Below are 21,466 nucleotides of genomic sequence, written 5' to 3'. Positions count from 1 at the left end.
AGGTGGAATTATGAGAGCCTGCGCATGAATACCTCTATGCCCCCTCCGCTGACCGGTGAAGAACGGTCCAGACTCGCCGATCCGGCGCGCCTTCGGGCGTTGCGCGAGACCGGTCTTTTGGAGAGTGCGCCTGCGGAAATCTTCGAGCGCGCGACACGGCTCGCCACCCGTGTGACCGGAGTGCCTGTCTCGTTGGTTTCCATGGTTGATGATAACCGGCAGGTCTTCGTGGCGCAAACCGGGCTGGACGCCCCTGCCCCCTCGGAGACGCCGCTCAGCCATTCCTTCTGCCGCTATGTCGTCGAATCCGATGCGCCGCTGAACGTGCCCGATGCGCGCGAGGACACGGTGCTGCGCGACAATGGTGCCGTGCGCGATCTGGGTGTGACCGCCTATCTCGGGGTGCCGCTGCGCACGGTCGACGGGCAGCCGCTGGGGGCGTTCTGCCTGATCGACCGGGAAGCGCGGCAGTGGACCGAGGAAGAATACGAGGCGCTGTCCGACATCGCCGCCGGGGTCGAGGCGGAAATCCGTCTTCGGCGCCAGATCAACGTCGCCCATCGTGAGGAAAACCGGTTCCGCGCCGTTCTCGACCAGATGCCGATCGGCGTCGGTGTGGCCGAGCTGGGCACCGGTCGGCTTATCGATCTGAATGCCACCGCGATCGAGATGTTCGGCGTGACGGACGGCGACGTGACCAAGCAGCTCGCCTTCGACGCTTACACACCAGAAGGGCGCAAGCTCAGCCTGAGCGAGTTTCCGATCGTACGCGCGGCGCGCAACGAAGAGACGATCAGCCATATGGAATTGCGCTGCGTGCGCCATGACGGGCCGGAACGCAATCTGCTGGTCTCGGCGCAGCGGGTCGAAAGCGAGCCGCCCGTGGCCGTGGCCACCGCGCTCGACATTTCCGATCTGAACGCGGCGCGCGAACATGCGGCCGAAGTCGACCGGCGGCTCGCGCATTTTCACGAAATCACCTTCGACGCGATTGTCGAACTCGATAGCGAAGACAAAATCCGGTTCGCCAATTCGGTCATGCGCGCCCGCATCCGCGACGCGGTCGGAGCCGAGGCGGAAGCACAGGCGGTCGGGCGGTCGCTCTGGGAGACCGCGCCCCATCTGATCGGAAGCAGTTTCGAAAAAGCTCTGGCAGAGGCCCGCCGCACAGGTGTCCCGACGGTCACCGATCAGGACGGGCGAGACGGCCGCATTCTGGAGGCACGCCTTTACCCCGAGCACGGCGCGATCCTCGCCTATCTCCGCGACGTGACCGAGGAGCGGCAGATCGCGAAAGCGCGCGACACGCTGACGCGCGAGCTCAACCACCGGGTCAAGAACGCCTTCGCGATGATGTCGGGGCTGGTCGGTATGACCGCGCGCCATGCGAAGACGCCGGAGGAAATGGCGCGGGGCCTGCGCGAGCGGATCGGTGCGCTGGCCCGCGCCCATGAGCTGATCAATCCGACCGCCACGCCCGAGCGCGATTTCCGCGGCATGGTCGAGTTGCGCGAATTGTTGCTGGGCGTGCTTTCGCCTTACACCAATCTCGACGATCCGCGCCTGATCCTCGACGGTCCCGATATCGCGCTGAACCATGCGGGCTCGACCAATCTCGCGCTGGTGATCCACGAACTTGCGACTAACGCCGTGAAATACGGGGCGCTTTCGCATGATGCGGGGCTTCTGGAACTGAGCTGGCGCGACACGTCCGGGCAGCTCGAACTCGACTGGCGAGAAAGCGGCTATCCCGAAGAACTGGTGCAGCCGAGCAACAGCGGCTTCGGATCCAAGCTCATCGACCTGACCATTCAGGGCCAATTGCGGGGAACCTATGGAACCGAATGGGTTCCCGACGGGTTCCAAGCTCGCATGACCGTGCCAATGGACCTGATAAAAGGGTAGTGTAGCCCATGTTACAGAGCAGTATGACTTGCCTCGAGGGCAGCAATGTCCTCGTGGTCGAAGACGAATTATTCATTGCCTACGACATCGCCTTCTCGGTCGAGGAGGCGGGCGGTCAGGTTGCCGGGCCCTTCGCGACCTTGGCGCGCGCGCGTGCCGCGCTGTCCGATAGCTCGATGAACGTCGATGGCGCGATCCTCGACATGAACCTGCTCGACGGATCGGCAGAAGCCCTGATCGTTGAGCTGTGGAAACGCGAAGTGCCCTTGGTGGTGAACACGGCCGAGCCGCTGCCGCTCGCCTTGCAATCGATCATGCCGGAAATCCCCGTCTTCTCGAAGCCGACGAACCCGTGGGAACTGGCCGAGGCGCTGGGACGCCAGATGCGCAACTGAGCTTCGGCGTGGCGTATCTGCAGCCGCCCCCTGCCCGCTTTACAGCGGCATTCCATAGTCCTTGGCGATCGCCCAGATCTCGGCATTGATCGCCTGCATTTCGGCAAGCGCGGCTTCCAACTCGGCAAGCGTCGCGCGGTCCAGAACGCTTTCCTCTCCAATCCTCAGACTGGTCTTGCGATCCGCGATCCGCATCTGGATTGCGCGCACTGGCCCGCCGCCCTCGTCGAAGGCGTAGAGGCAGTGGTTGAAGTGATTACGCAGCCCCGAGACCTTCTTCATCCGCGCGGACACCGCCAGCACCCGTTCGCAGGCCTTCGGCGCGCAGGGGCAGTCGTCGCGCTTGGCCAGCCGATCCACCAGATCGAGCCGCGCCCGCGTCGTGTTCAGCGTCAAATGGATAATCGTCGCGACGCCCTTGTCGGTCCCGGCGAGCCCCGCAATCAGATGGATCAGCAGGCTCTCGGTATTGGTCCACGCGTAGTTGATGCGCCCGATCTGCATCAGGAACTGATCGAAATCCGGCGGGCGCATCTCCGTCGGCGTGGGCGGGTCCTTAGGCACTTCGGTTTCGGTGATACCAGATCGCCGCCTCGGTGCGGTTGGTGACGCCGAGCTTCCCGATGATGCGGTGGATATGCAGCTTCACCGTATGTTCGGACAGGTTCAGCTGCCCCGCGATGATCTTGTTCGGCTGCCCCGAGGCGAGCATCTCGAGCACCTCGGTTTCGCGCGGCGTCAGCCCCGATACGTCGATCGCGTGCGACGCGTTGGCTGCAGCCGATCCGTTCAGCGCCGAGATCGGTGGATCTGCCGGACGGCAGCGCAGAAGCGCGGGCGGGATGTAGTGCCCCCCCGAGACGATCATCCGCAGGATCAAGAGCCACGTCGTCAGATTGACGTTCATCGGCAGCAGACTGATGTGATGGGACAGAACCGCAGCGCTATGGCGCGTCATCAGTTCCTGCGCATAGGCCTCGTCTTCAATCGCGACGATCAGCTTCACACGCGACAGAAGCGGCTCACGGCGTTCGGCCAGCGCGACAAGACCATCGGCGTGATCCTCATCCACGATCAACGAACACAGCGCACCGTGATCCTCGATCCAACCGTCGGACCGCAACGCCTCGAGCAACGTTTCGAAATCATCCAGACGCAGACATGTCGCCGGTGCCACCTCGGCATCGACGGTTCTCATTACGGTATCGGAAAAAATCTGCGACGCGCCCAGAAAACAGATCGCAGCATCCTGTTTGCGGCAAGACGGCATTACACGTTTCCCCGCGGGTTCACTCTTATACAACGCATTCATGGCGGCCCCCTCCTCCTACCCTGAACTCAATATGCGGACGGTTAACCCCACGTCATACCGCCCGCATCAACCATATCACGGACCAGTGAGATCAGCGTTACCCGAAGTGTTTACCCGATGGTAAGGATTCTCTTACGTAACGTAATCTTACTCGAATCGGCGGGCGAGTGGTGGGATTTCTGCGCTGCGGCACTTACTGGCGCGCGCCAGTGGTAGCGCGCATTAGCTTCGCCACTAGACCTTGTCCCAATTTCTGCATTTGCAACGGCTTTGTGAAAATCACCGCGATCCTCCGGGATTCCGCAGGTGCCTGCGCGCGGAAATTTGGAAAATGGATGCGTTTCAGACGGTTAATAAGATGCCCCGACCGGCTAGACCCATTTGCTAGCTAGGTCCTCAGGATCACGGGGCGCAGGATGTTGGTGTCGCAGCTGGGGGCTGTGACTCGTCTGTTTCCACACTCCGCCCGGAAAGGGTGACCCACCTGCGAATCGCTCGATTCGGGGATCGGGATCGGGGTGCCGAGCGGTTGGGGAAGCGGACATTCACCGGGGCGAAAGCCCTTAATCACGAAGGTCCGACCATATCCGTTTTAGATAGAGTGACGGATCCCGGACCGATCAACTGGGAGTAAGAAAATGGGAAGCTTTAAGCATAACTGGTTCGATCCGAGCATCCAGGTGCAGGGTCAAAATCAGGGCCAGACCGAAGCTCAGGGCCAGGCGCAGGCCGAAATGCAGGGTCAGGGCCAGGGTCAGGGCCAGTATCAGCACTCGACCACCGAGAACAGCAGCGACTCCGGCTCGATGTCGGGTTCGGGCGCTGGCAGCCTTGCGGGTTCGGGCGCAATGTCGGGTGCCGGTGCCGGTGCGCTTGCGGGCTCCGGCTCGAACAGCGATTCCGGCTCGCATAGCGGTTCGCATGCAGGGGCTGGCGCTCATAGCTCCAGCGACAACACGAACATGAACGGCAATGGCAACCTCAACGCCAATGCGAACCTCAACGCCAACCTGACTGCGGTCGATGTTCAGGTCGGTCTGAACCTCGACGGCTACGAGCCGTCCGATGACGACTTTGCCGATTTCGATCTGAGCGGCTCGTCGAGCATCGGCGATGTTCTGATGGCCGATGGCAACATGAACTACGCCTATGATCCCGGCGATGACATGAACTTTACCGACGTGCTCAACGGCGCGGGTAACGACAACATGCTCATCAATGCTCAGTCGAACAGCCTGAACGACAACGACACGCTGAGCAATCCGAGCGTTTCCAACCACTCGAGTTTCGCGGTCGACGCTACGATCAAGGACAATTCGGCAGAGGCGGATGACGGGATCGACGCGGCCTCCGAAGGCGGCGACGGTGCCGAAGATGTCGGCTCGACCGGTGGCGCTGCACTTGCCGGTGGCGGTATCGCCCTGTCGGGCGGCGGCGTGTCGATCGCGGCCTCGGACACCGAGGGTGAAGGCGATGACGGCGGTGACGGCGGCGCAGGCTTCGGTCTCGGCGTCGGGCTGGGTGTGGGCGCCTCGGGTGCCGCAGCGCAAGACGGCGGCGCCGGTGCGATCGCTGGCGGCGGCGACACGGGTAGCCTGGACATCCTTCCGATCATTTCGCCGGAACTGGCGACGGGCGGCGATGCCGGTGCGATGGAGTTCGGCGGCGCGACCGCAGGCTCGATGGGCGTCGGCCATGGTATGGGCCTCGGCGCCGGTGAAGGCGGCAACGGCGGTGCTGGCGGCGACGGCTACGGCTGGTCCTCGACCGGTTCGCACGCCTCGGGCGGCGGTTCCTGGGCGACGGGCGGCTATGCTGGCGGCGGTAACGGCGGTGGCGACGTCACCGCAGGCGGCGGCGGCAATGGCGGCAGTCTCGGCAACTGGGGTTCGGGCAATGGCGATGATGGTATCGTCACCGGCCAGTCCTACGCCGATGCGAGCGCGGCCATCGACACCACCGCGTTCAACCAGTCGATCGTGATGGGTGCCAACATCCTCGGCAACGCCGTGGATACCACCGTGGTCGGTGGCTCGCTGTCCTCGACCTATATCGGCGACGACGACACCACCGGGGCATAAGCTCCTGCGCGGCGCGCCTCCCCGGAGGCGCGCCGCATCTCGTTCCCGGCGTTTCACATCGCATCACGCCCGGACCTGACCTCGGCGGCATTCGCCCGCCGGATGCGATGAACCGACAGTCTGACGACCCGCATCCAAGCGCGGGTCTCCAGCGTCATGAAGGGGGGAAGTAAGATGCTTGACCGGCAGACCGAAATCATCGCCCATTTCATCGGTGCCTTCAATCAGACGACCGAGACCTATGTCGCCCGACAGGAATACGACGCTTTCCGCGCGCTGCAGGCCTCCACGCCTGCACCGGGGGTTCTGCTCTCCGTCACCGTCAACGTCGATTCCAATTACCTGCTCGGAGATTTCGATCCGGCACTGCAGCTGAGACTGCCACTGGCGCCGCCGCCCGGCGCGCCCTGGCTGCCCTTCGTCGACGATTACCAGTTGCGCGACATCGCACCTCCCGGCTTGCCGCCCGGCCAGTTCGCGATCCCGCCCTATGATTTTCCGCCAGTTCCGGTGCCGTTTCAGGTGTTCCTCGGAATGGCACCGCCCTCCTCGGTGCTCCATATCACCTCGCAGATCAACACGCTGAACGATCATGACGTGCTCTACGACAAGCCCTTCATGATGCCGGCGGAGCTGATGGACGAATACGGCCCGGAGGCCTCCGCGTCGAAGCTGATGGCGCTGGCCGATTATGCCGATGCGCTGACGGTGAGCACCGCGCCTGTGGGCACGACCATCGAAGCGCAGACAGAGACGCTGATGGCTCAGATCGACGCGCTCGATCCCGAGGCCGTACCCGGCGGCGCAACGGCCGCGATGTTCCGTAGCGAGACGATCTTCGCCGCGCCCTCCGACACCGATGCGGAAGACGACGCAGGAGCGGGCGCTTCCGATCCTGAAACCATGACCGAGTTGGAAAACGAAAGCCTCGAAGGCGGTGAAGCGGAAGCCTCCTCCCCCCTTCCGCCCGCCTTCTCCGGCCAAGTGGTGTTCGACGGACAGCTCATGGACGAGATGCCCGAGACGCTGACGCTGCGGCTGGAAGCGCGCGATCCGTCTGAGGACGAGGACGCACCGTTTGGCGAAGGTGTGGTCGAGGTCGAGATCGACGGGATCGGCGGCGAAGACGGGGCCGCCGGGCTGGTCCAAAGCCCCGACATGCCCGTTGATCCGGCTGGCTTGGCGCTGGAAATCGTGCAGAGCCTGAGCACCGGCAACAACCTTCTGCTGAACCAGTCGCAGGCGGTGCATGACTGGCTCGATGCGCCGGTCATCGCAGTGGGCGGGTCGATGACCTCGCTCTCGGTGATCTCGCAGGTCAACGTGCTGCGCGACGTGGATATGAAGCTCGGACTGGGCCATCACGGCACCGGAAACAGCGCTGGCGGGAACGGCCTCGGAAACGCGGGGGGCTATGACCCGCTCGCCTCGCAGGCTCACAACGTCGCGGTCTACACCCAAGAGGCCAATCCCGCGAACTTCCTCAATCTCGTCATGCCTGCTGGCAGCAGCCTGATCGCAATGACGGCAATTCGCGGCGACCTGATCATCGATAACCATACGACTCAGGTGAACGCGGTCTCCGACGGGGATCTGGTGAGCTTCGAATTCGGCTCCTATTCCGCCGAGATCGTGATGGGCGACAACTCGACCGTCAACTTGCAGCTGTTGCTGGAAATCGGTTCGCAGTTCGATCTGATCATGATCGGCGGCAACATGTACGAGATCGCGCAGCTCGAGCAGATCAACGTGCTGCTCGACGACGATCTGGTGATGAGCGGATCTGGCGGCGTCGGGCATGGCGGCGCGGGCCATGTGTCGAGCGAGGATAACCTGCTGTGGAACGAGGCGCATCTGACCAAGGTGGGCATCGACCAGTACATGGAGATGGACGCGCAATATCAGAGCGTCCTCGATCAGCTTGCCAAGATTTACGGCGGCCTCGGTCCGAACGCGGGCGAAGACCATTCGATGCCTCCGGGCGCGGCCTTCGAGGCGGTCGAAGGGCTTCTGGGCGATGAGCTTCTCGGCGGCCAGATGGCGCTGCGGGTGCTCTATATCGAGGGCGACCTCGTCATCCGGGACAACTTCACCCAGATCAACATACTCGATGACGCCGACCTGATTTCGATCGACGGGCCGGGCGAGTTCGGCGTCGAGGCTGGCGGCAACACGCTTGGCAATGTCGCGTCGCTGACCGTCGCGGGTGTCGACAGCACGATCATGGCCGCCGATGGCGTCTATTCCGACGCGGTGATCTGGCAGGCGGGCATGATGGATGACGGCAGCGGTGATCCTCTGGGTCCGACGAGTTCCAGCGAAGGGGCGCTCGCCTCGGAGGCGGTCGCCTTCCTCGCGGACGGGATGATCGAGAACACGCCGAATTACGACGATGAGGAATTCCAGGTGCATCCGGGCTCCCACGGGGGAAGCGGGTCGCTCGATGCATTGCACACGGTTCTGGCCTGACGGGGGCGCGGAACTACACATACTAGGGGAACTTCGATGAAAGACAGGACTGACGACGCCGCCGGGGGGCAGGCGCACCGCCAAGATGGTCATGACGCGATGGCTCAGAACGAGGACCGGCCAGAGGTCGATCCGACAGACAAACGGCAGGCGGAAGCCACCACGGGAGATGGTCCCGAGGCGGAGACGCAAGCCGAAGAGACCGGCGCGGAGGGGACTGTCGAAACAGTCGCCGCCCGGACGGAGGGTGGTGCTGACACCCAAAAGGAGGCGGGTCGTGTCCCCGCGCAAAATGCCTCCGGCTCCCCACCGGCGCCACCCTCCACTCCAACCTTTCACAAGCGCCTCGGTCCGGTGGATTTCACCCGCACGCTGCATGACATGAAGAAGCGCCTGCGCGCGAACATCGCCTTCGTCGCTCTGATGACCTGCGCCACGAACATCCTTATCCTCGCGGTGCCGATCTACCTGTTCCAGATTTCCGACCGGGTCTTCACCTCGCGCTCGACCGATACGCTCGTGATGCTGACCATCGTGATCGTCGGGGCGATCGTGGTGCAGACGCTGCTCGACGCAGTGCGACGGCTGGTGCTGATGCGCTCGGCGGTGGATGTGGCTGCCCGTCTGGGCGCGCCGGTTCTATCGGCGGCGGCGCAAGCCTCGCTGCATTCCAACGGGCGCGAATATCAGGTTCTGGGCGATCTCAACGCGCTGCGGAGCTTCCTCGTATCTGGCACGCTTCTGTCCTTTCTTGACGTGCCCTTCACACCGATTTTCGTGCTCGCGGTCTTCCTGATCCACCCGCATCTCGGCACGATCGTGGTCATCACCGCGCTGATCCTGATGGTCTTCGCCTGGATCAACCAGAAGATAACCTCGGAGGGCTTCCGCCGCGCCAATATCGCGCAGACCAAGGCGAACCTTCATCTCGAGTCGATGTCGCGCAACAGCCAGATCATCAACGCGATGGCGATGATCCCGGAGGCCGTATCGATCTGGGGCCGTGATACCGCCGCCTCGCTGCGCGCGCAGACCGAGGCGCAGGACCGCAACGTCTTCACCGCCTCCGCCTCGCGGATGTTCCGCCTGTTCACCCAGATCGGGATGCTCGGCTGGGGCGCCTATCTCGCGCTCGACGGGCAGATCACCGGCGGCATGGTGATCGCCGCCTCGATCGTGGCGGGCCGCGCGCTCGCGCCGATCGAAGGTGCGATCGAGGGCTGGAACTCGTTCCTGCTTGCACGCGGCGCCTATGACCGGGTCGGTCAGCTTCTGGCCTCGGCCAAGACCCGTAACGACAAGCTGCGCCTGCCCAAGGTCGAGGGGCGGCTCGATATCGAGCGTCTTCTCTATGTCCCGCAGGGCACCAAACATGTCGTGCTGAACGCGCTGACCTTCTCGCTCGCGCCGGGCGATCAGCTGGCGATCATCGGCAATTCGGGCGCGGGCAAGACGACGCTCGGCAAGATGCTGGTGGGATCGGTCCTGCCGACCTCGGGCGCTGTGCGGCTGGATCTGATGGACATCCGCAACTGGGACCCGCGGCAATTCGGGGAATGCATCGGCTACCTGCCGCAGGACGTGCAGCTCTTCCCGGGCACGATCAAGCAGAACATCGCCCGGATGCGCGAGGATGCGAGCGACGCCGCGATCCACCGCGCCGCCGCGCTCGCCGATGTGCATGAGATGATCGCCTCGCTGCCGCAGGGTTACGAGACGGTCGTGGCCTCCGACGGCTCGCCGCTCTCGGGCGGGCAGAAACAGCGGATCGGTCTGGCCCGCGCCTTCTTCGGCGATCCGAAATTCGTGGTGCTGGACGAGCCGAACTCGAACCTCGACACCCAAGGCGATGCGGCTCTCGTGCGCGCGCTCGGCCATGCGAAGGCGAACGGGATCACGGTGGTCGTGGTCACGCAGAAACCCTCGCTGCTCAGCGCGGTCGACAAGATCATGCTACTCAATGACGGCAATATAGCGATGTTCGGCTGGCGCGATCAGATGCTGGCGGAACTGGAGCGACGCAAGCAGGCCAAGACTCAACAGGTCCAGCAACAGCGCGCAGCGGCCCAACCCACCACCACCGCCAACGCACCCATGCAAGGAGCGCCGGCATGACACTCCTTCTGACCAACCCGATTCAATCTGCCGAGACCCGCGACTGGTCGACCGAGGTCCCGCGCAACATCAAGACGCTCGTCATCGTCGGCCTGACGATCTTCGCGATGGCCTTCGGAGGCTTCGGTGTCTGGGCCTTCAGCGCACCGCTCGCGGCGGCCGTGATGGCGCCCGGTTCGTTCGTGGCCACGGGCCGCAACAAGATGATCCAGCACCTCGAAGGCGGGATCATCAAGGAGATCAACGTCTCCGAGGGCGATTTCGTCACGGCGGGGCAACCGCTCCTGCGCCTCGACGAGACCTCGGCTCTGGCCAATGAACGCGCGCTGTTTCTGCGCCGTGCGCGACTGACCTCGATGGAGGCTCGTATTCAGGCCGAATATGACGGCTGGCGCGAATTGGTCTTCCCGGAATGGCTTCAGGAGGCCCGGCGCGATGCGGAGATCGCCGCGATGATGGACTCGCAGCGCCTCGCCTTCGAGGTGACGAGGGCGAAAGTGCAGAGCGAGCTGGACCTTCTGGCCCGCAATATCGCCGCCATGGAAAGCCGCGCGGAAGGCTATCGCGCGCAGCTGACCGCCACGGAGGCCCAGCGCGACCTGCTGGCCCAGGACCATGAGAGCAAGGCGAAACTCTACGAGAGCGGTCTGATCCGGCGGACCGAATTGAACGCCCTGCTGCGTGCTCTGGCCGATGCGGAGGGGCAGATCGGACGCCTCAAGGCGGAGATCGGCGAGAGCGAGGAGATGCGCGCGAAATATCAGGCGCAGACCACGCAGACGATCGAAACCCACAAGCAGGCCGCGCTCGACGAGCTGGAGACCGTGCAAGCGGAGCTGGATTCCGTGCGCGAACAAGAGCGCAAGGCGACCTCCATCCTGAAGCGCGTCGTGATCGACAGCCCCGTGTCGGGCACCGTGGTGCGGCTGAACTATTCCGGCGCGGGCGGCGTGATCGAAGCGGGCAAGGTGATCGCCGAGATCTTGCCCTCGGAAGCGCCGCTGATCATCGAGACGATGATCGCACGGACCGATATCGACGCGATCAAGGTCGGACAGGAGGCCTCGGTGCGGCTGTCGGCGCTCAACCAGCGTACGACGCCGATCCTGATCGGGGAGGTCTATTACATCTCCGCCGACGCGATCGTGGAACGCTCGGGCGAACATCCGCGCGAGGTCTATATCGCGCGCATCCGCCTGCCCGCCTCGGAGTTGCGCCGCGTGCCGGGCTTCGCGCCGATGCCCGGGATGCCGGTCGAAGTGATGATCCAGACCGCGTCGCGAACCTTCGCCCAATACATCGCGAAACCGGTGGTGGATTCGATGAACCGCGCTTTCCGCGAGCATTGAGGGGTCGATCCGGCGGAAAACCGGCCTGAAGGCGTCGCTCCCAAGGGGGCGGCGCTTTTCTTAGTCACCTAAACGATTTCAGACACTTATCTAATAATTTAGAGTCCTTCTAAATTCCTGACTAAAATAATCGATCACGAAGGCGGGAAAATACCAGACTTCATTTGTCAGAGATCAATTTCCAGACTATCTCCAATCTGTAGGAAGCGAAGACCAACTCGCGACCCATCACGGAGGTGCCCTCATGAAGGCCAGCCCTATCGAGAACGAAACCTGCAAATGCGCGCTGCCGCTTGGCCAGTGCCGTCGTGGGTTCCGGGGCACTCTGGTATCGGTCTGCCCGCTCGCCGGGAATGACGGCTATGACGCGGACGAGTTGGAACTGCGCCTGCTGGAGCTTGGCTTCATCGAGGGCGCTTCGGTCCACATCCTTCACGAAGGTCCGTTCGGGCGCGATCCGATCGCGGTGCGCGTGAACGACACCACCGTCGCTCTGCGGCGTGCCGAGGCGATGGCCATCCTCGCGGAATGACGTCGGCACCTGCCATAAACCAGCCCAAAGCAGCCCAGACCGACCCCGACGCCCAGCCGATCGAGGCGGCGCTTGTCGGTGCGCCCAATTGCGGCAAGACGGCGCTGTTCAACGCGATGACCGGCGCGACGCAGAAGGTCGGCAATTATTCCGGCGTGACCGTGGAGCGCAAAGTCGGCGTGGCCACCACGCCTGCGGGGCGCAAGTTCGCACTGATCGACCTGCCCGGCACCCATTCCTTGCGCGCCCGCTCCCCCGATGAGGAAGTGACCCGCGACGTGCTGCTGGGCCAGCGCCCGGGCGAGCGTGTCCCCGACATGATCCTCGCGGTGGGCGACGCGACCAACCTGCGCGGCGCGCTGCGTCTGGTTTCGGAGCTGAAGAAGATCGGCCTGCCGATCGTGATGATCCTCAACATGATCGATATCGCGCGCCATCGCGGCTTGCAGATCGACCATGTCGCGCTGAGCGAAGAACTTGGCATCCCGGTGATCCCGGCCACCGCCGTGCGCCGTGGCGGGCTGGACGAGCTGTGGTCCGCCGTGGACCCGATGCTGGAAGCCGGTCTCGACGCACCGCAACAGTCAAGCTGGGCCGTGCCGAGCACCCATGACATGCGGGTCTCGATGCGCGAGGCCGAACGGCTGGTGAAGACCCACGTGATCCAGCCGCCAGAGCCGGACACGGCCTCTGCCAAGATCGACCGCGTCGTGCTGCACCCGATCGCCGGGCCGATCATCCTGCTCGCGATCCTCTTCGTGATGTTTCAGGCGGTCTTTTCCTGGGCCGCGCCGTTCATGGACGCGATCGACTGGGCGTTTACCTCCGTTGGTGCGGCGGTGACGCAGCTACTGCCGGACGGGCTGATCCAGAGCTTCATCGCGGACGGGCTGATCGCGGGCATCGGCTCGGTCATCATTTTCCTGCCGCAGATCCTGTTCACCTTCCTCTTCATCCTGCTGCTGGAAGATTTCGGCTACATGGCGCGAGCCGCCTTCCTGATGGACCGGATCATGGGCCGCGCGGGGCTGAACGGGCGCGCCTTCATCCCGCTTCTGTCGAGCTTCGCCTGCGCGATCCCCGGGATCATGGCGGCGCGGGTGATCGACAACAAACGCGACCGGCTGACGACGATCCTCGTGGCGCCGCTGATGACCTGCTCGGCGCGCATTCCGGTCTATACGCTGATCATCGCGGCCTTCATCCCGAACACCAAGGTTCTCGGCGGGCTGAGCCTGCAAGGACTGGTGATGTTCGGCCTTTATGCGGCGGGCGTCTTCTCGGTCCTCGCGGTGGCTTTCGTCGCGCGCTACCTTTTCGCACGCGAAGAGCGGTCGGCCCCGCTGATGCTCGACCTGCCCGACTACAAAACGCCGATCCTGCGCAATATCGCGCTAGGGCTTTACCAGCGTGCGCGGGTCTTCCTGCGCCGCGCGGGCACGGTGATCTTCTGGGCGATGGTCGTGATCTGGTTCCTGTCGACTTTCCCGATGGCCCCAGAAGGCGCGACGGAGCCCGCAATCAACTACTCCTTCGCCGCGATCATCGGCCATTTCGTCGCCCCGATCCTGCATCCGCTAGGCTTCGACTGGCATATCGCGGTGGCGCTGGTGCCGGGCATGGCCGCGCGCGAAGTCGCCGTAGCCGGGCTCGCGACGGTCTACGCGGTAGGCGGCGAGAACGGGCTGATCCACACGCTCTCCGATCAATGGAGCCTCGGCACCGCGCTGGCGCTGCTCGCATGGTATATCTTCGCGCCGCAATGCATCTCCACGCTGGCGGTGATCCGGCGCGAGGCAGGTTCGGCGAAATGGATGTGGGTCGCCGTGGTCTACATGTTCGCGCTGGCCTATCTCGCGGCCTTCGCGACCTATCAGATTTCCGCGCTGCTCGGCGCGGGCTGAGCGCGCGCGCCCGGCCCCTTCAATCGATGGTGAGACACGGTGAGCCATTTGCCGCCTTGAGTTTCGCCTCCCGATCCGGAAGATGCCGCCCAACAATCACGGGACAGAGAACCATCGCATGATCCATCGCCGCCTTGCCGCCCTCGCGGGCCTCGTCGCCCTGATGCTGCCGCAGGTGGCCGCCGCCCATATCACCGCGACCGGCTCGGGCGGGTTCACCGCGGGGTTCGAGCATCCGCTCTCGGGATATGACCATTTCCTCGCGATGTTCGCCGTGGGTCTTTGGGGCGCGCAGATGGGCGGGCGACAGGTCTGGCAATTGCCGATGACCTTCCCGCTGATCATGGTCGTGGGCGGCGTGATCGGCATTCTCGGCCTGCCGCTGCCGGGGATCGAGATCGGGATCGCGCTGTCGATCGTGGTGCTTGGCCTCGCCATCGCCGCCGGGTGGAAACCCTACGAATGGGTCGCGCTGGCGATCATCTCGGTCTTCGCGCTCTATCACGGCTATGCGCATGGCGCGGAACTGCCGCTGGCCGCCGACCCGGCCGATTTTGCGATCGGCTTCGTCCTGGCGACCGGGATGATCCACGTGATCGGCGTCGGCGTTGGTCTCATCCTCGAGCCGATCCGGGGCGGGCAACTCTCGCGCGGGCTGGGTGCGATCATCGCAGTGGTCGGGCTCGGCTTCCTTGCATTGGCGCTAGGTTACCTGCAATCTCAGCTCGGGTTCCTGCAAGGTGGGCTAAGCCTCTTTGGCCATTGATTTATCGCATAACCGTTCCGGCCTCGGCTGGCTGCGTCACCTCTGGGTGCTGGCCGGGCTGACGGCCCTGATCGTGCTGGCGGTGGTCCCGCCCGCGGACCGCGGCGAGACCGGCGCATGGCTGATACGCGACGCGGTCGCGATCGAGCGGCTGTTCCCTCTGTTTGGCTTCGGGATCGCGCTGGCCTTGGTCGGGCGGCGCGCGGCGCTGATTGCGGCGCTCCTTTGGGCCATCGGGATCGCGCTCGGCTTCACCTTCCGCATCGAGCTGATGGCCGCGTTGCAACAACTCCCCGGCGCGATCACACATCACTTCCTGACCATGCCGATCTCGGCCATCGCCATTGGCGCGACGCTCGCGCTGGGGCGGTGGTCGCGGCCCGCGCTGATCGTGCCTGCGGGCTTTGTTCTGGGGGTGATGTATGCGCTCTCGGTGAAGCTGTCCGATCCGAGCTATGGCGGCAAACCGTGGGTCTTCCTGGCTGGGGTTGGGCTGGGCGTCTGGCTGATCGGTGCGGTCTATCTGGTGCTGCGCAGCTGGCAGGCGCACTGGTTCGAGATCGCGGGTCGGATCGTCGGCAGCTGGCTGATCGCCATCGGGCTGCTTTATGGCGGGGTCGCGCTGATGGGCGGCAAGCTGAAACCAAAGAATGCCGATCCCTCGACCGATGCCTCCGAGAACGCGCCCGCCGCGGATGCCGCCGTGCCCGAGGCCGACGCTTTCCCCAGCTTCGGCGCGCCACCGCCCGCCACCCCGCCGGGCAGCAAGAAACCGGATTTCCAGCCATGATCCGCCTTGCCGCCCTGCGCCGCGCCGCTTTTGCCCTCACCGCCCTGATCGGGCTCGCGCCGGGATTGGCCGCAGCGCACCCGGAAGACGAAATCCTGATCCGCCTGCTCGTCGGCATGGAGAGCGGGAACGTCACCCATATCGGCGAAAGCTGGACTTTCGATCCGACCGTTTCCGACTGGCTGATCCAGACCTTCGACAAAAATGGCGACGGAGCCTTCACCGGAGACGAGCTTGCGCCGCTGCAAGATGCGGCGAAGCAGAATTCGGAAGGCTCGTTCTTCTACACCCGGTTCTGGAAAGGGGCCGAGCAACTGCCCGACCCGCAAATCTACGGTTTTCAGGCGACGGTGAAGGATGGGGCCGTCACGATGGCCTTCGCGCTCGCCCTGCCCCAGGCCGAGAACCCGAACGATCTGCGCATCGAGATGTATGACCCCGAGAACCTGACCGGACTGGTGCCGGTGAAATCCGACCCGGTGGTGATCCGGGGGCTGGCCGACGGCGCGACCTGCGTGCCGAACGTGTCGGTCAATCAACCGGATGTGCATGGCGGGCCGGACAATATCCCGATCGCTCTGACGCTGGCTTGTAACGGGTGACGCCCGCGCGCGCTGGCGTGCAAAACTGAAGTTGGGAGGGGGCGCTGCCCCCGCGCTGACGGCCCTTCGCTTGCGCTTCGGGCGTTCGGCGGGGCGTCCTTCCACTGGAAGGCCGCTGATCCCGCCTCACCCCCCGGGATATTTCCGCCAAGAGGAAGAGGCTAGTCGGCCTTTAGCTTCGGGGCCGGTTTCGGATCGGCAAGCGGCGTGTCCGAGAAGCGGATCGGCGTGCGGATGCCGGGGATGCCCTCGGCCTCGATCCGCATCCCCCGCGCCTCAACCTGCGGGTCGGCGAAGACCTGATCGACGGAGTTGATCGGGCCCGCGGGGACGGTCGCCTTCTCGAGCGCCGCGAGCAGATCAGCGCGCGGCCATTGCGCGAGCGTAGGCAGGAGCGTTTCGCGCATTGCCGCGCGATTGGCCACGCGGGCTTCGTTCGTGGCGAAGTCTGGATTGGTCGCAAGATCGAGGCCCAGCACCTCGCACAGCCGCTTGAACTGCCCGTCATTGCCGACCGCGAGGATCAGGTCGCCATCCTTGGCGCTGACCACCTCGTAAGGCGCGATGTTGGGATGGGCATTACCAAGCGATGCGGCGCATTGCCGGTCGCGAGGAAGTTCATCCCCTGATTGGCGAGCACGCCCACCGCGCAATCCAGAAGCGCCATATCGACCAACTGCCCGCGCCCGGTGCGCGCCCGCGCGGCCAGCGCCGCCTGAATGCCGATCACCGCGTAAAGCCCGGTGAAGATGTCCGCGAAGGCGACGCCCACCTTTTGCGGCTGGCCTTGCGGGTCGCCGGTCAGGTCCATCCAGCCCGCCATGCCCTGGATCAGGAAGTCATAGCCCGCGCGGCTGGCATAAGGGCCATCCTGCCCGAAACCGGTGATAGAGCAATAGACGAGACGCGGATTGATCGCCGAAAGGCTCTCGTAATCGAGCCCGTATTTCTTGAGCCCGCCGAGCTTGAAGTTCTCGATCACCACATCGGCGTCCTTGACCAGATCGCGCACGATCTTCTGGCCCTCCTCGGTGCGAAAATCGGCCACGACCGAAATCTTCCCACGATTGGTTGCGTGGAAATAGGCGGCAGAGCGCCCCTCCGGCCCATCGCCTTCGCGGGCGATGAAGGGAGGGCCCCAGCGACGCGTATCGTCGCCCTCGGGCGCTTCGACCTTGATCACCTCGGCGCCGAGATCGGCCAGCACCTGACCGGCCCAGGGACCGGCCAGAATGCGCGCCAGCTCGACGACTTTCACACCTTCGAGCGGGGCCATTAGAAGAAGGCCTGCAGGCCCGTCTGCGCACGTCCCAGGATCAGCGCGTGGACGTCATGGGTGCCCTCGTAGGTGTTCACCGTCTCGAGGTTGACCATGTGGCGGATCACCTGAAACTCGCCCGAGATCCCGTTGCCACCATGCATGTCGCGGGACATCCGCGCGATATCCAGCGCCTTCCCGCAATTGTTGCGCTTGATGAGCGAGATCATCTCGGGCGCGGCGTCGGCCTCGTCCATCAGGCGGCCCACCTGCAGCGCGGCTTGCAGGCCCAGCGTGATCTCGGTCTGCATATCGGCGAGCTTCTTCTGGAACAGCTGCGTCTGCGCCAGCGGCTTGTTGAACTGCTTGCGGTCGAGCCCGTATTGGCGCGCGGCGTGCCAGCAGAACTCGGCCGAGCCCATCACGCCCCAGGCGATACCGTAGCGTGCGCGGTTGAGGCAGCCGAACGGACCTTTCAGCCCCTCGACATGCGGCAGCAGCGCGTCTTCGCCAACCTCGACGCCGTCCATGACGATCTCACCGGTGATCGAAGCGCGGAGCGACAGTTTCTGGCCGACCTTCGGCGCGCTCAGCCCCTTCATGCCCTTCTCCAGCACGAAGCCGCGGATCTTGCCGCCATGGGCCTCGGACTTCGCCCAGACGACGAAGACATCCGCGATCGGCGAGTTGGTGATCCACATTTTCGAGCCGGTGAGGCGGTAGCCGCCGTCGGTCTTCTCGGCGCGGGTCTTCATTCCCGCCGGGTCCGAGCCCGCATCGGGTTCGGTCAGGCCGAAACAGCCGATCCACTCGCCCGAGGCCAGCTTCGGCAGGTATTTCTGTCGCTGCTCCTCCGAGCCATAGGCGTAGATCGGATACATCACGAGGCTGGATTGCACCGACATCATCGAGCGGTAACCGCTATCGACCCGCTCGATCTCGCGCGCGATCAGACCGTAGGACACATAGCCCGCGCCGATCCCGCCATATTCCTCGGGGATGGTCGCACCCAAGAGCCCCATCTCGCCCATCTCGCGGAAGATCGAAGGGTCCGTGGTCTCATTCTCGAAGGCCTCGATCACGCGAGGCTGCAGCTTGTCCTGCGCATAGGCGCGGGCCGCATCGCGCAGCATCCGCTCGTCTTCGCTCAGCTGGGTTTCCAGACGCAGCGCGTCGTCCCAGGTGAACTTGCCCAGATCGGGGGCATCCTTGGCTTTGAGCGTGGGGCGGTCGGTCATGGCGGCTCCTCGGAGGCTATCTTTGGTTGCGTCGGACTCTAGGCATCGGGGCGCGCGGCGCAAACGATTAAATTTGCGAAGATGATGAGTTTTGCGCATGATCCAGCGAACCACAGCGGAGCACCCTCGCGACCATGCGCAAGAGCTATACCCCGACGATCAACGAGCTGCAGGCCTTCGCCGCCTGTGCGCGCTTGGGCACGACGACACGGGCGGCGGCGGAGTTGAACCTGACGCAATCGGCGGTGTCGCGCTCGCTCGGGACGTTGGAAGAGCGGCTGGGCGTGGCGCTGTTCGACCGGGTGCGCAAGCGGCTGTCTCTATCCCCTGCGGGTCAGGTTTTTCTGGCGCAGGCAGAGGAAATTCTGGGCCAGATCGACCGCGCCGCGATGGGAGCAATGGCTTTCGGCGGCGCGCGGGCGGTGCTGCGCATGGCGGTGCTGCCGAGCTTTGCGCGCTCGTGGTTGATCCCGCGGCTGGCGGGCTTCGAAGCCGCGCAGCCGGAGGTGAGCCTCGATCTGAGCGCGCGGCTCTTGCCCGTGGAGTTAGAGCATGAGCCCTTCGATCTGGCGATCATGCGCTCAAGGCATGAACCGGCAGGGGCGGAGGTCGAAAATCTGGTGGCGGAGGAGTTGATCGTCGTGGCCGCGCCGAACCTGATGGCGGGGCGGGCGGCGTTGGAGGATGACGCGCTGCTGGCCCTGCCGCTGTTGCAGCAATCGACGCGCCCGACGCTCTGGCTCGACTGGTTTCGCGAGAGCGGGCGCGATGCGCGGCATATCCTGCGCGGCGCGCGGTTCGATCATTTCGACATGATCCTCGATGCGGCGAGCGCGGGGATGGGGCTGGGGCTGGTGCCCGCGATCATCGCCGAAGGGGCGCTGGCCTCGGGACGGCTGGTGCAGGCGACGCCGCGCCGGTTTGCCACCGGCGAGAATTACGCGCTGATCCTGCCGGAGCGCGCGCGGGAGGCGCCGCATGTCAGCGCCTTCCGCGATTGGTTGCGGGCCGAGATCGGCGCTTAGTCGAAGACGATGACCTGCCGGATCGCCTCGCCCGCCGCGAGCCTCTCGAACCCCTCGTTGATGTCTTCGAGCTTGAGGCGATGGGTCATCAGGTCCGGGATCGGCAGTTGCCCCTGCACCATCATCTGCGCGAAACGCGGGATGTCGCGGACCGGCACACAGGAGCCCATGTAAGAGCCTTTCAGCGCGTGCTCATTCGCGGTCAGCGACACGGCGGGAATCTTGAACTCCGCCTGCGGGTTGGGCAGGCCAGCGGTGACGGTCGTACCGCCGCGCCGGGTGATGGCATAGGCGAATTGCAGCGCCGGGGCCGCGCCTGCCAGCTCGACAGCCAGGTCGACGCCGCCGCCGGTGAGGTCGCGCAGCTTTTGCACTGCGCCTTCTTCGGTCGGATCGATCGCGTGGGTCGCACCCAGTTTCAGCGCGAGGTCGCGTTTATCCTCTGCAAGATCGACGGCGACGATGGTGCGCGCGCCCGCCGCAACCGCGCCCAGCAGCCCCGCAAGACCGACGCCGCCAAGCCCGATGATCGCGCAACTTTGGCCGGTCTTCAGCCCGCCCGAGTTCAGCACCGCGCCGACGCCGGTCAGCACCGCGCAGCCCAGAAGGGCCGCCTGGTCGAGCGGGATCGATTTGTCGATCTTCACGCAGGAGGCCTCGGAGACGACTGCGTAATCCGAGAAGGCCGACACGCCGATATGGTGGTTCACATGCTCGCCGGCGACCGAGATGCGTTTCGATCCGGTGATCAGGCTGCCCTTACCCGCCGCGACGGCGGCAGGCTCGCAAAGCGCAGGCCGCCCTTCCGCGCAGGGCACGCAATGGCCGCAGGACGGCGCGAAGACGAGAACGACGTGATCGCCCGGTGCGAAGCGGGTGACATACGGCCCGACCGCCTCGACCACGCCTGCCGCCTCATGGCCCAGCGCCACGGGCATATCGCGCGGGCGATCGCCGTTGATGACGGACAGGTCCGAGTGGCACAGGCCCGCAGCCGACATCTTGATGAGCAGCTCACCCGGGCCGGGGTCGTCCAGCTCGGCCTCGACGATCTCCAGCGGCTTGCTGTCGGAATAAGGGCGCGCTTTGCCCATTTCGCGCAGAAGTGCGATCCGCGTTTTCATTCTTGCTCCTCCCCAAAACGATTTGGCGCAGCTTGGGAAAGTTCCGCGGAAGTGTCCATGCCCCTTTGACGAAGGGTCAGGCGGTGACGGTGAAGGGGGTGTCCAGAGGATGCTCTTCGAGGTTCGCGCTCTCGCCGATCCGGTCGACCACGGCGAAGAGACCGGGCGCTGCGAGCGGCGTCAGCACCCCGTGCCAGGTGCCGCGATGGAAGTTGATCCCCTGCGCACCATTGGTGAGAAACGCGCGCGGCGTACCGGGCTTGCCGTCCGCATCGGGGGCGACGATCACGAGGAACGGGTCCGCGCTCATCGGAATGAAAGCCTGCGAGCCTTCGGGGTGCCGCTCCAGCAGATCGCAGAGATAGGGCAGCGCGCGCGGTTCTGCCTTGAAGATCGAAATGCCGGCGCGACCGCCCGTCTCCGCCCCGAAATCGAGCTGCGCGCGGTCGTGATAGCGCCCGCAGAGCCCCGCATTGATGATCTTGTCGGGGTCGCCGGAGGAGTCGAGCACATCGCCGAACGGGGCAAAAGCCTCGGGTGTCAGCGGTTCGGCTTTGATCTGCATGGCGTGCCTCTGGGTTTGGGCGGAAGAGAGGGGGCG

The 21,466-nt window shown here is 64.8% G+C and carries 17 protein-coding genes and 1 pseudogene; 12 read left to right on the top strand and 6 right to left on the bottom strand.

The features are described from left to right. Positions 1-24 precede the first annotated feature (24 nt). Complete coding sequence (locus tag AKL02_RS01785; RefSeq protein ID WP_083079079.1) at positions 25-1,905, top strand: GAF domain-containing protein; 1,881 nt, start codon at positions 25-27, stop codon at positions 1,903-1,905. 8 nt (positions 1,906-1,913) lie between these two features. Further along, complete coding sequence (locus tag AKL02_RS01780) at positions 1,914-2,300, top strand: response regulator (protein WP_133051988.1); 387 nt, start codon at positions 1,914-1,916, stop codon at positions 2,298-2,300. Between the two features lie 39 nt (positions 2,301-2,339). Here the strand turns inward: AKL02_RS01780 and AKL02_RS01775 are convergent, their stop codons facing one another. After that, the gene (locus AKL02_RS01775) at positions 2,340-2,864 is read right to left on the bottom strand and encodes a hypothetical protein (RefSeq protein ID WP_232621691.1); all 525 of its coding nucleotides are present in this window, start codon (positions 2,862-2,864) and stop codon (positions 2,340-2,342) included. Then, positions 2,857-3,498 (bottom strand): helix-turn-helix transcriptional regulator, encoded by a 642-nt coding sequence (locus tag AKL02_RS21035; RefSeq protein ID WP_232621690.1) that lies wholly within the window; start codon positions 3,496-3,498, stop codon positions 2,857-2,859. Before AKL02_RS21035 ends, AKL02_RS01775 begins: the two co-directional genes overlap by 8 nt. 752 nt (positions 3,499-4,250) lie before the next feature. Between AKL02_RS21035 and AKL02_RS01765 the strand changes: the two genes are divergently transcribed. The 9 genes from AKL02_RS01765 (at position 4,251) to AKL02_RS01725 (ending at position 16,220) form a co-directional block, all read left to right on the top strand. Further along, complete coding sequence (locus AKL02_RS01765) at positions 4,251-5,693, top strand: hypothetical protein (protein ID WP_108722421.1); 1,443 nt, start codon at positions 4,251-4,253, stop codon at positions 5,691-5,693. Between the two features lie 174 nt (positions 5,694-5,867). Next, complete coding sequence (locus AKL02_RS01760) at positions 5,868-8,162, top strand: hypothetical protein (RefSeq protein ID WP_083079081.1); 2,295 nt, start codon at positions 5,868-5,870, stop codon at positions 8,160-8,162. Positions 8,163-8,198: 36 nt separating this feature from the next. Continuing rightward, positions 8,199-10,277 (top strand): type I secretion system permease/ATPase, encoded by a 2,079-nt coding sequence (locus tag AKL02_RS01755; protein ID WP_108722422.1) that lies wholly within the window; start codon positions 8,199-8,201, stop codon positions 10,275-10,277. Then, positions 10,274-11,626, top strand: coding sequence for an HlyD family type I secretion periplasmic adaptor subunit (locus AKL02_RS01750; RefSeq protein ID WP_078571596.1), 1,353 nt, complete (start codon positions 10,274-10,276; stop codon positions 11,624-11,626). Before AKL02_RS01755 ends, AKL02_RS01750 begins: the two co-directional genes overlap by 4 nt. Positions 11,627-11,870: 244 nt before the next feature. Continuing rightward, on the top strand, positions 11,871-12,158 hold the full coding sequence (locus AKL02_RS01745) for a FeoA family protein (protein WP_078522079.1): 288 nt from the start codon (positions 11,871-11,873) through the stop codon (positions 12,156-12,158). After that, positions 12,155-14,062, top strand: a complete 1,908-nt coding sequence (feoB, locus tag AKL02_RS01740; RefSeq protein ID WP_083079082.1) for a ferrous iron transporter B — start codon at positions 12,155-12,157, stop codon at positions 14,060-14,062. The genes AKL02_RS01745 and feoB overlap by 4 nt, the downstream gene beginning before the upstream one ends. Positions 14,063-14,180: 118 nt before the next feature. Beyond that, complete coding sequence (locus AKL02_RS01735) at positions 14,181-14,828, top strand: HupE/UreJ family protein (RefSeq protein WP_083079083.1); 648 nt, start codon at positions 14,181-14,183, stop codon at positions 14,826-14,828. Further along, the gene (locus tag AKL02_RS01730; protein WP_165757022.1) at positions 14,818-15,618 is read left to right on the top strand and encodes a hypothetical protein; all 801 of its coding nucleotides are present in this window, start codon (positions 14,818-14,820) and stop codon (positions 15,616-15,618) included. The genes AKL02_RS01735 and AKL02_RS01730 overlap by 11 nt, the downstream gene beginning before the upstream one ends. Then, complete coding sequence (locus AKL02_RS01725) at positions 15,615-16,220, top strand: DUF1007 family protein (RefSeq protein ID WP_165757023.1); 606 nt, start codon at positions 15,615-15,617, stop codon at positions 16,218-16,220. The genes AKL02_RS01730 and AKL02_RS01725 overlap by 4 nt, the downstream gene beginning before the upstream one ends. Before the next feature lie 161 nt (positions 16,221-16,381). Here the strand turns inward: AKL02_RS01725 and AKL02_RS01720 are convergent. After that, positions 16,382-17,496: pseudogene (locus AKL02_RS01720) on the bottom strand (CaiB/BaiF CoA transferase family protein). Beyond that, a complete protein-coding gene (locus tag AKL02_RS01715) occupies positions 17,496-18,716 on the bottom strand; it encodes an acyl-CoA dehydrogenase (RefSeq protein ID WP_083079086.1) in 1,221 nt (406 codons plus the stop codon). Before AKL02_RS01715 ends, AKL02_RS01720 begins: the two are co-directional and overlap by 1 nt. Positions 18,717-18,850: 134 nt before the next feature. Between AKL02_RS01715 and AKL02_RS01710 the strand changes: the two genes are divergently transcribed. Next, on the top strand, positions 18,851-19,741 hold the full coding sequence (locus AKL02_RS01710; protein WP_083079087.1) for a LysR substrate-binding domain-containing protein: 891 nt from the start codon (positions 18,851-18,853) through the stop codon (positions 19,739-19,741). Here the strand turns inward: AKL02_RS01710 and AKL02_RS01705 are convergent. Together AKL02_RS01705 and AKL02_RS01700 are read right to left on the bottom strand one after the other, a co-directional pair. After that, positions 19,738-20,865: a zinc-dependent alcohol dehydrogenase family protein gene (locus AKL02_RS01705; protein ID WP_083079088.1), complete on the bottom strand. Its 1,128-nt coding sequence runs from the start codon at positions 20,863-20,865 to the stop codon at positions 19,738-19,740. The genes AKL02_RS01710 and AKL02_RS01705 overlap by 4 nt on opposite strands. A gap of 76 nt (positions 20,866-20,941) precedes the next feature. Next, positions 20,942-21,430: an ureidoglycolate lyase gene (locus AKL02_RS01700; RefSeq protein WP_083079089.1), complete on the bottom strand. Its 489-nt coding sequence runs from the start codon at positions 21,428-21,430 to the stop codon at positions 20,942-20,944. Positions 21,431-21,466: the final 36 nt, after the last annotated feature.

It is taken from the genome of Thioclava electrotropha (genome assembly GCF_002085925.2).
GTDB classification, from domain to species: domain Bacteria; phylum Pseudomonadota; class Alphaproteobacteria; order Rhodobacterales; family Rhodobacteraceae; genus Thioclava; species Thioclava electrotropha.
This window is presented reverse-complemented; position numbering and strand designations above follow the sequence as displayed.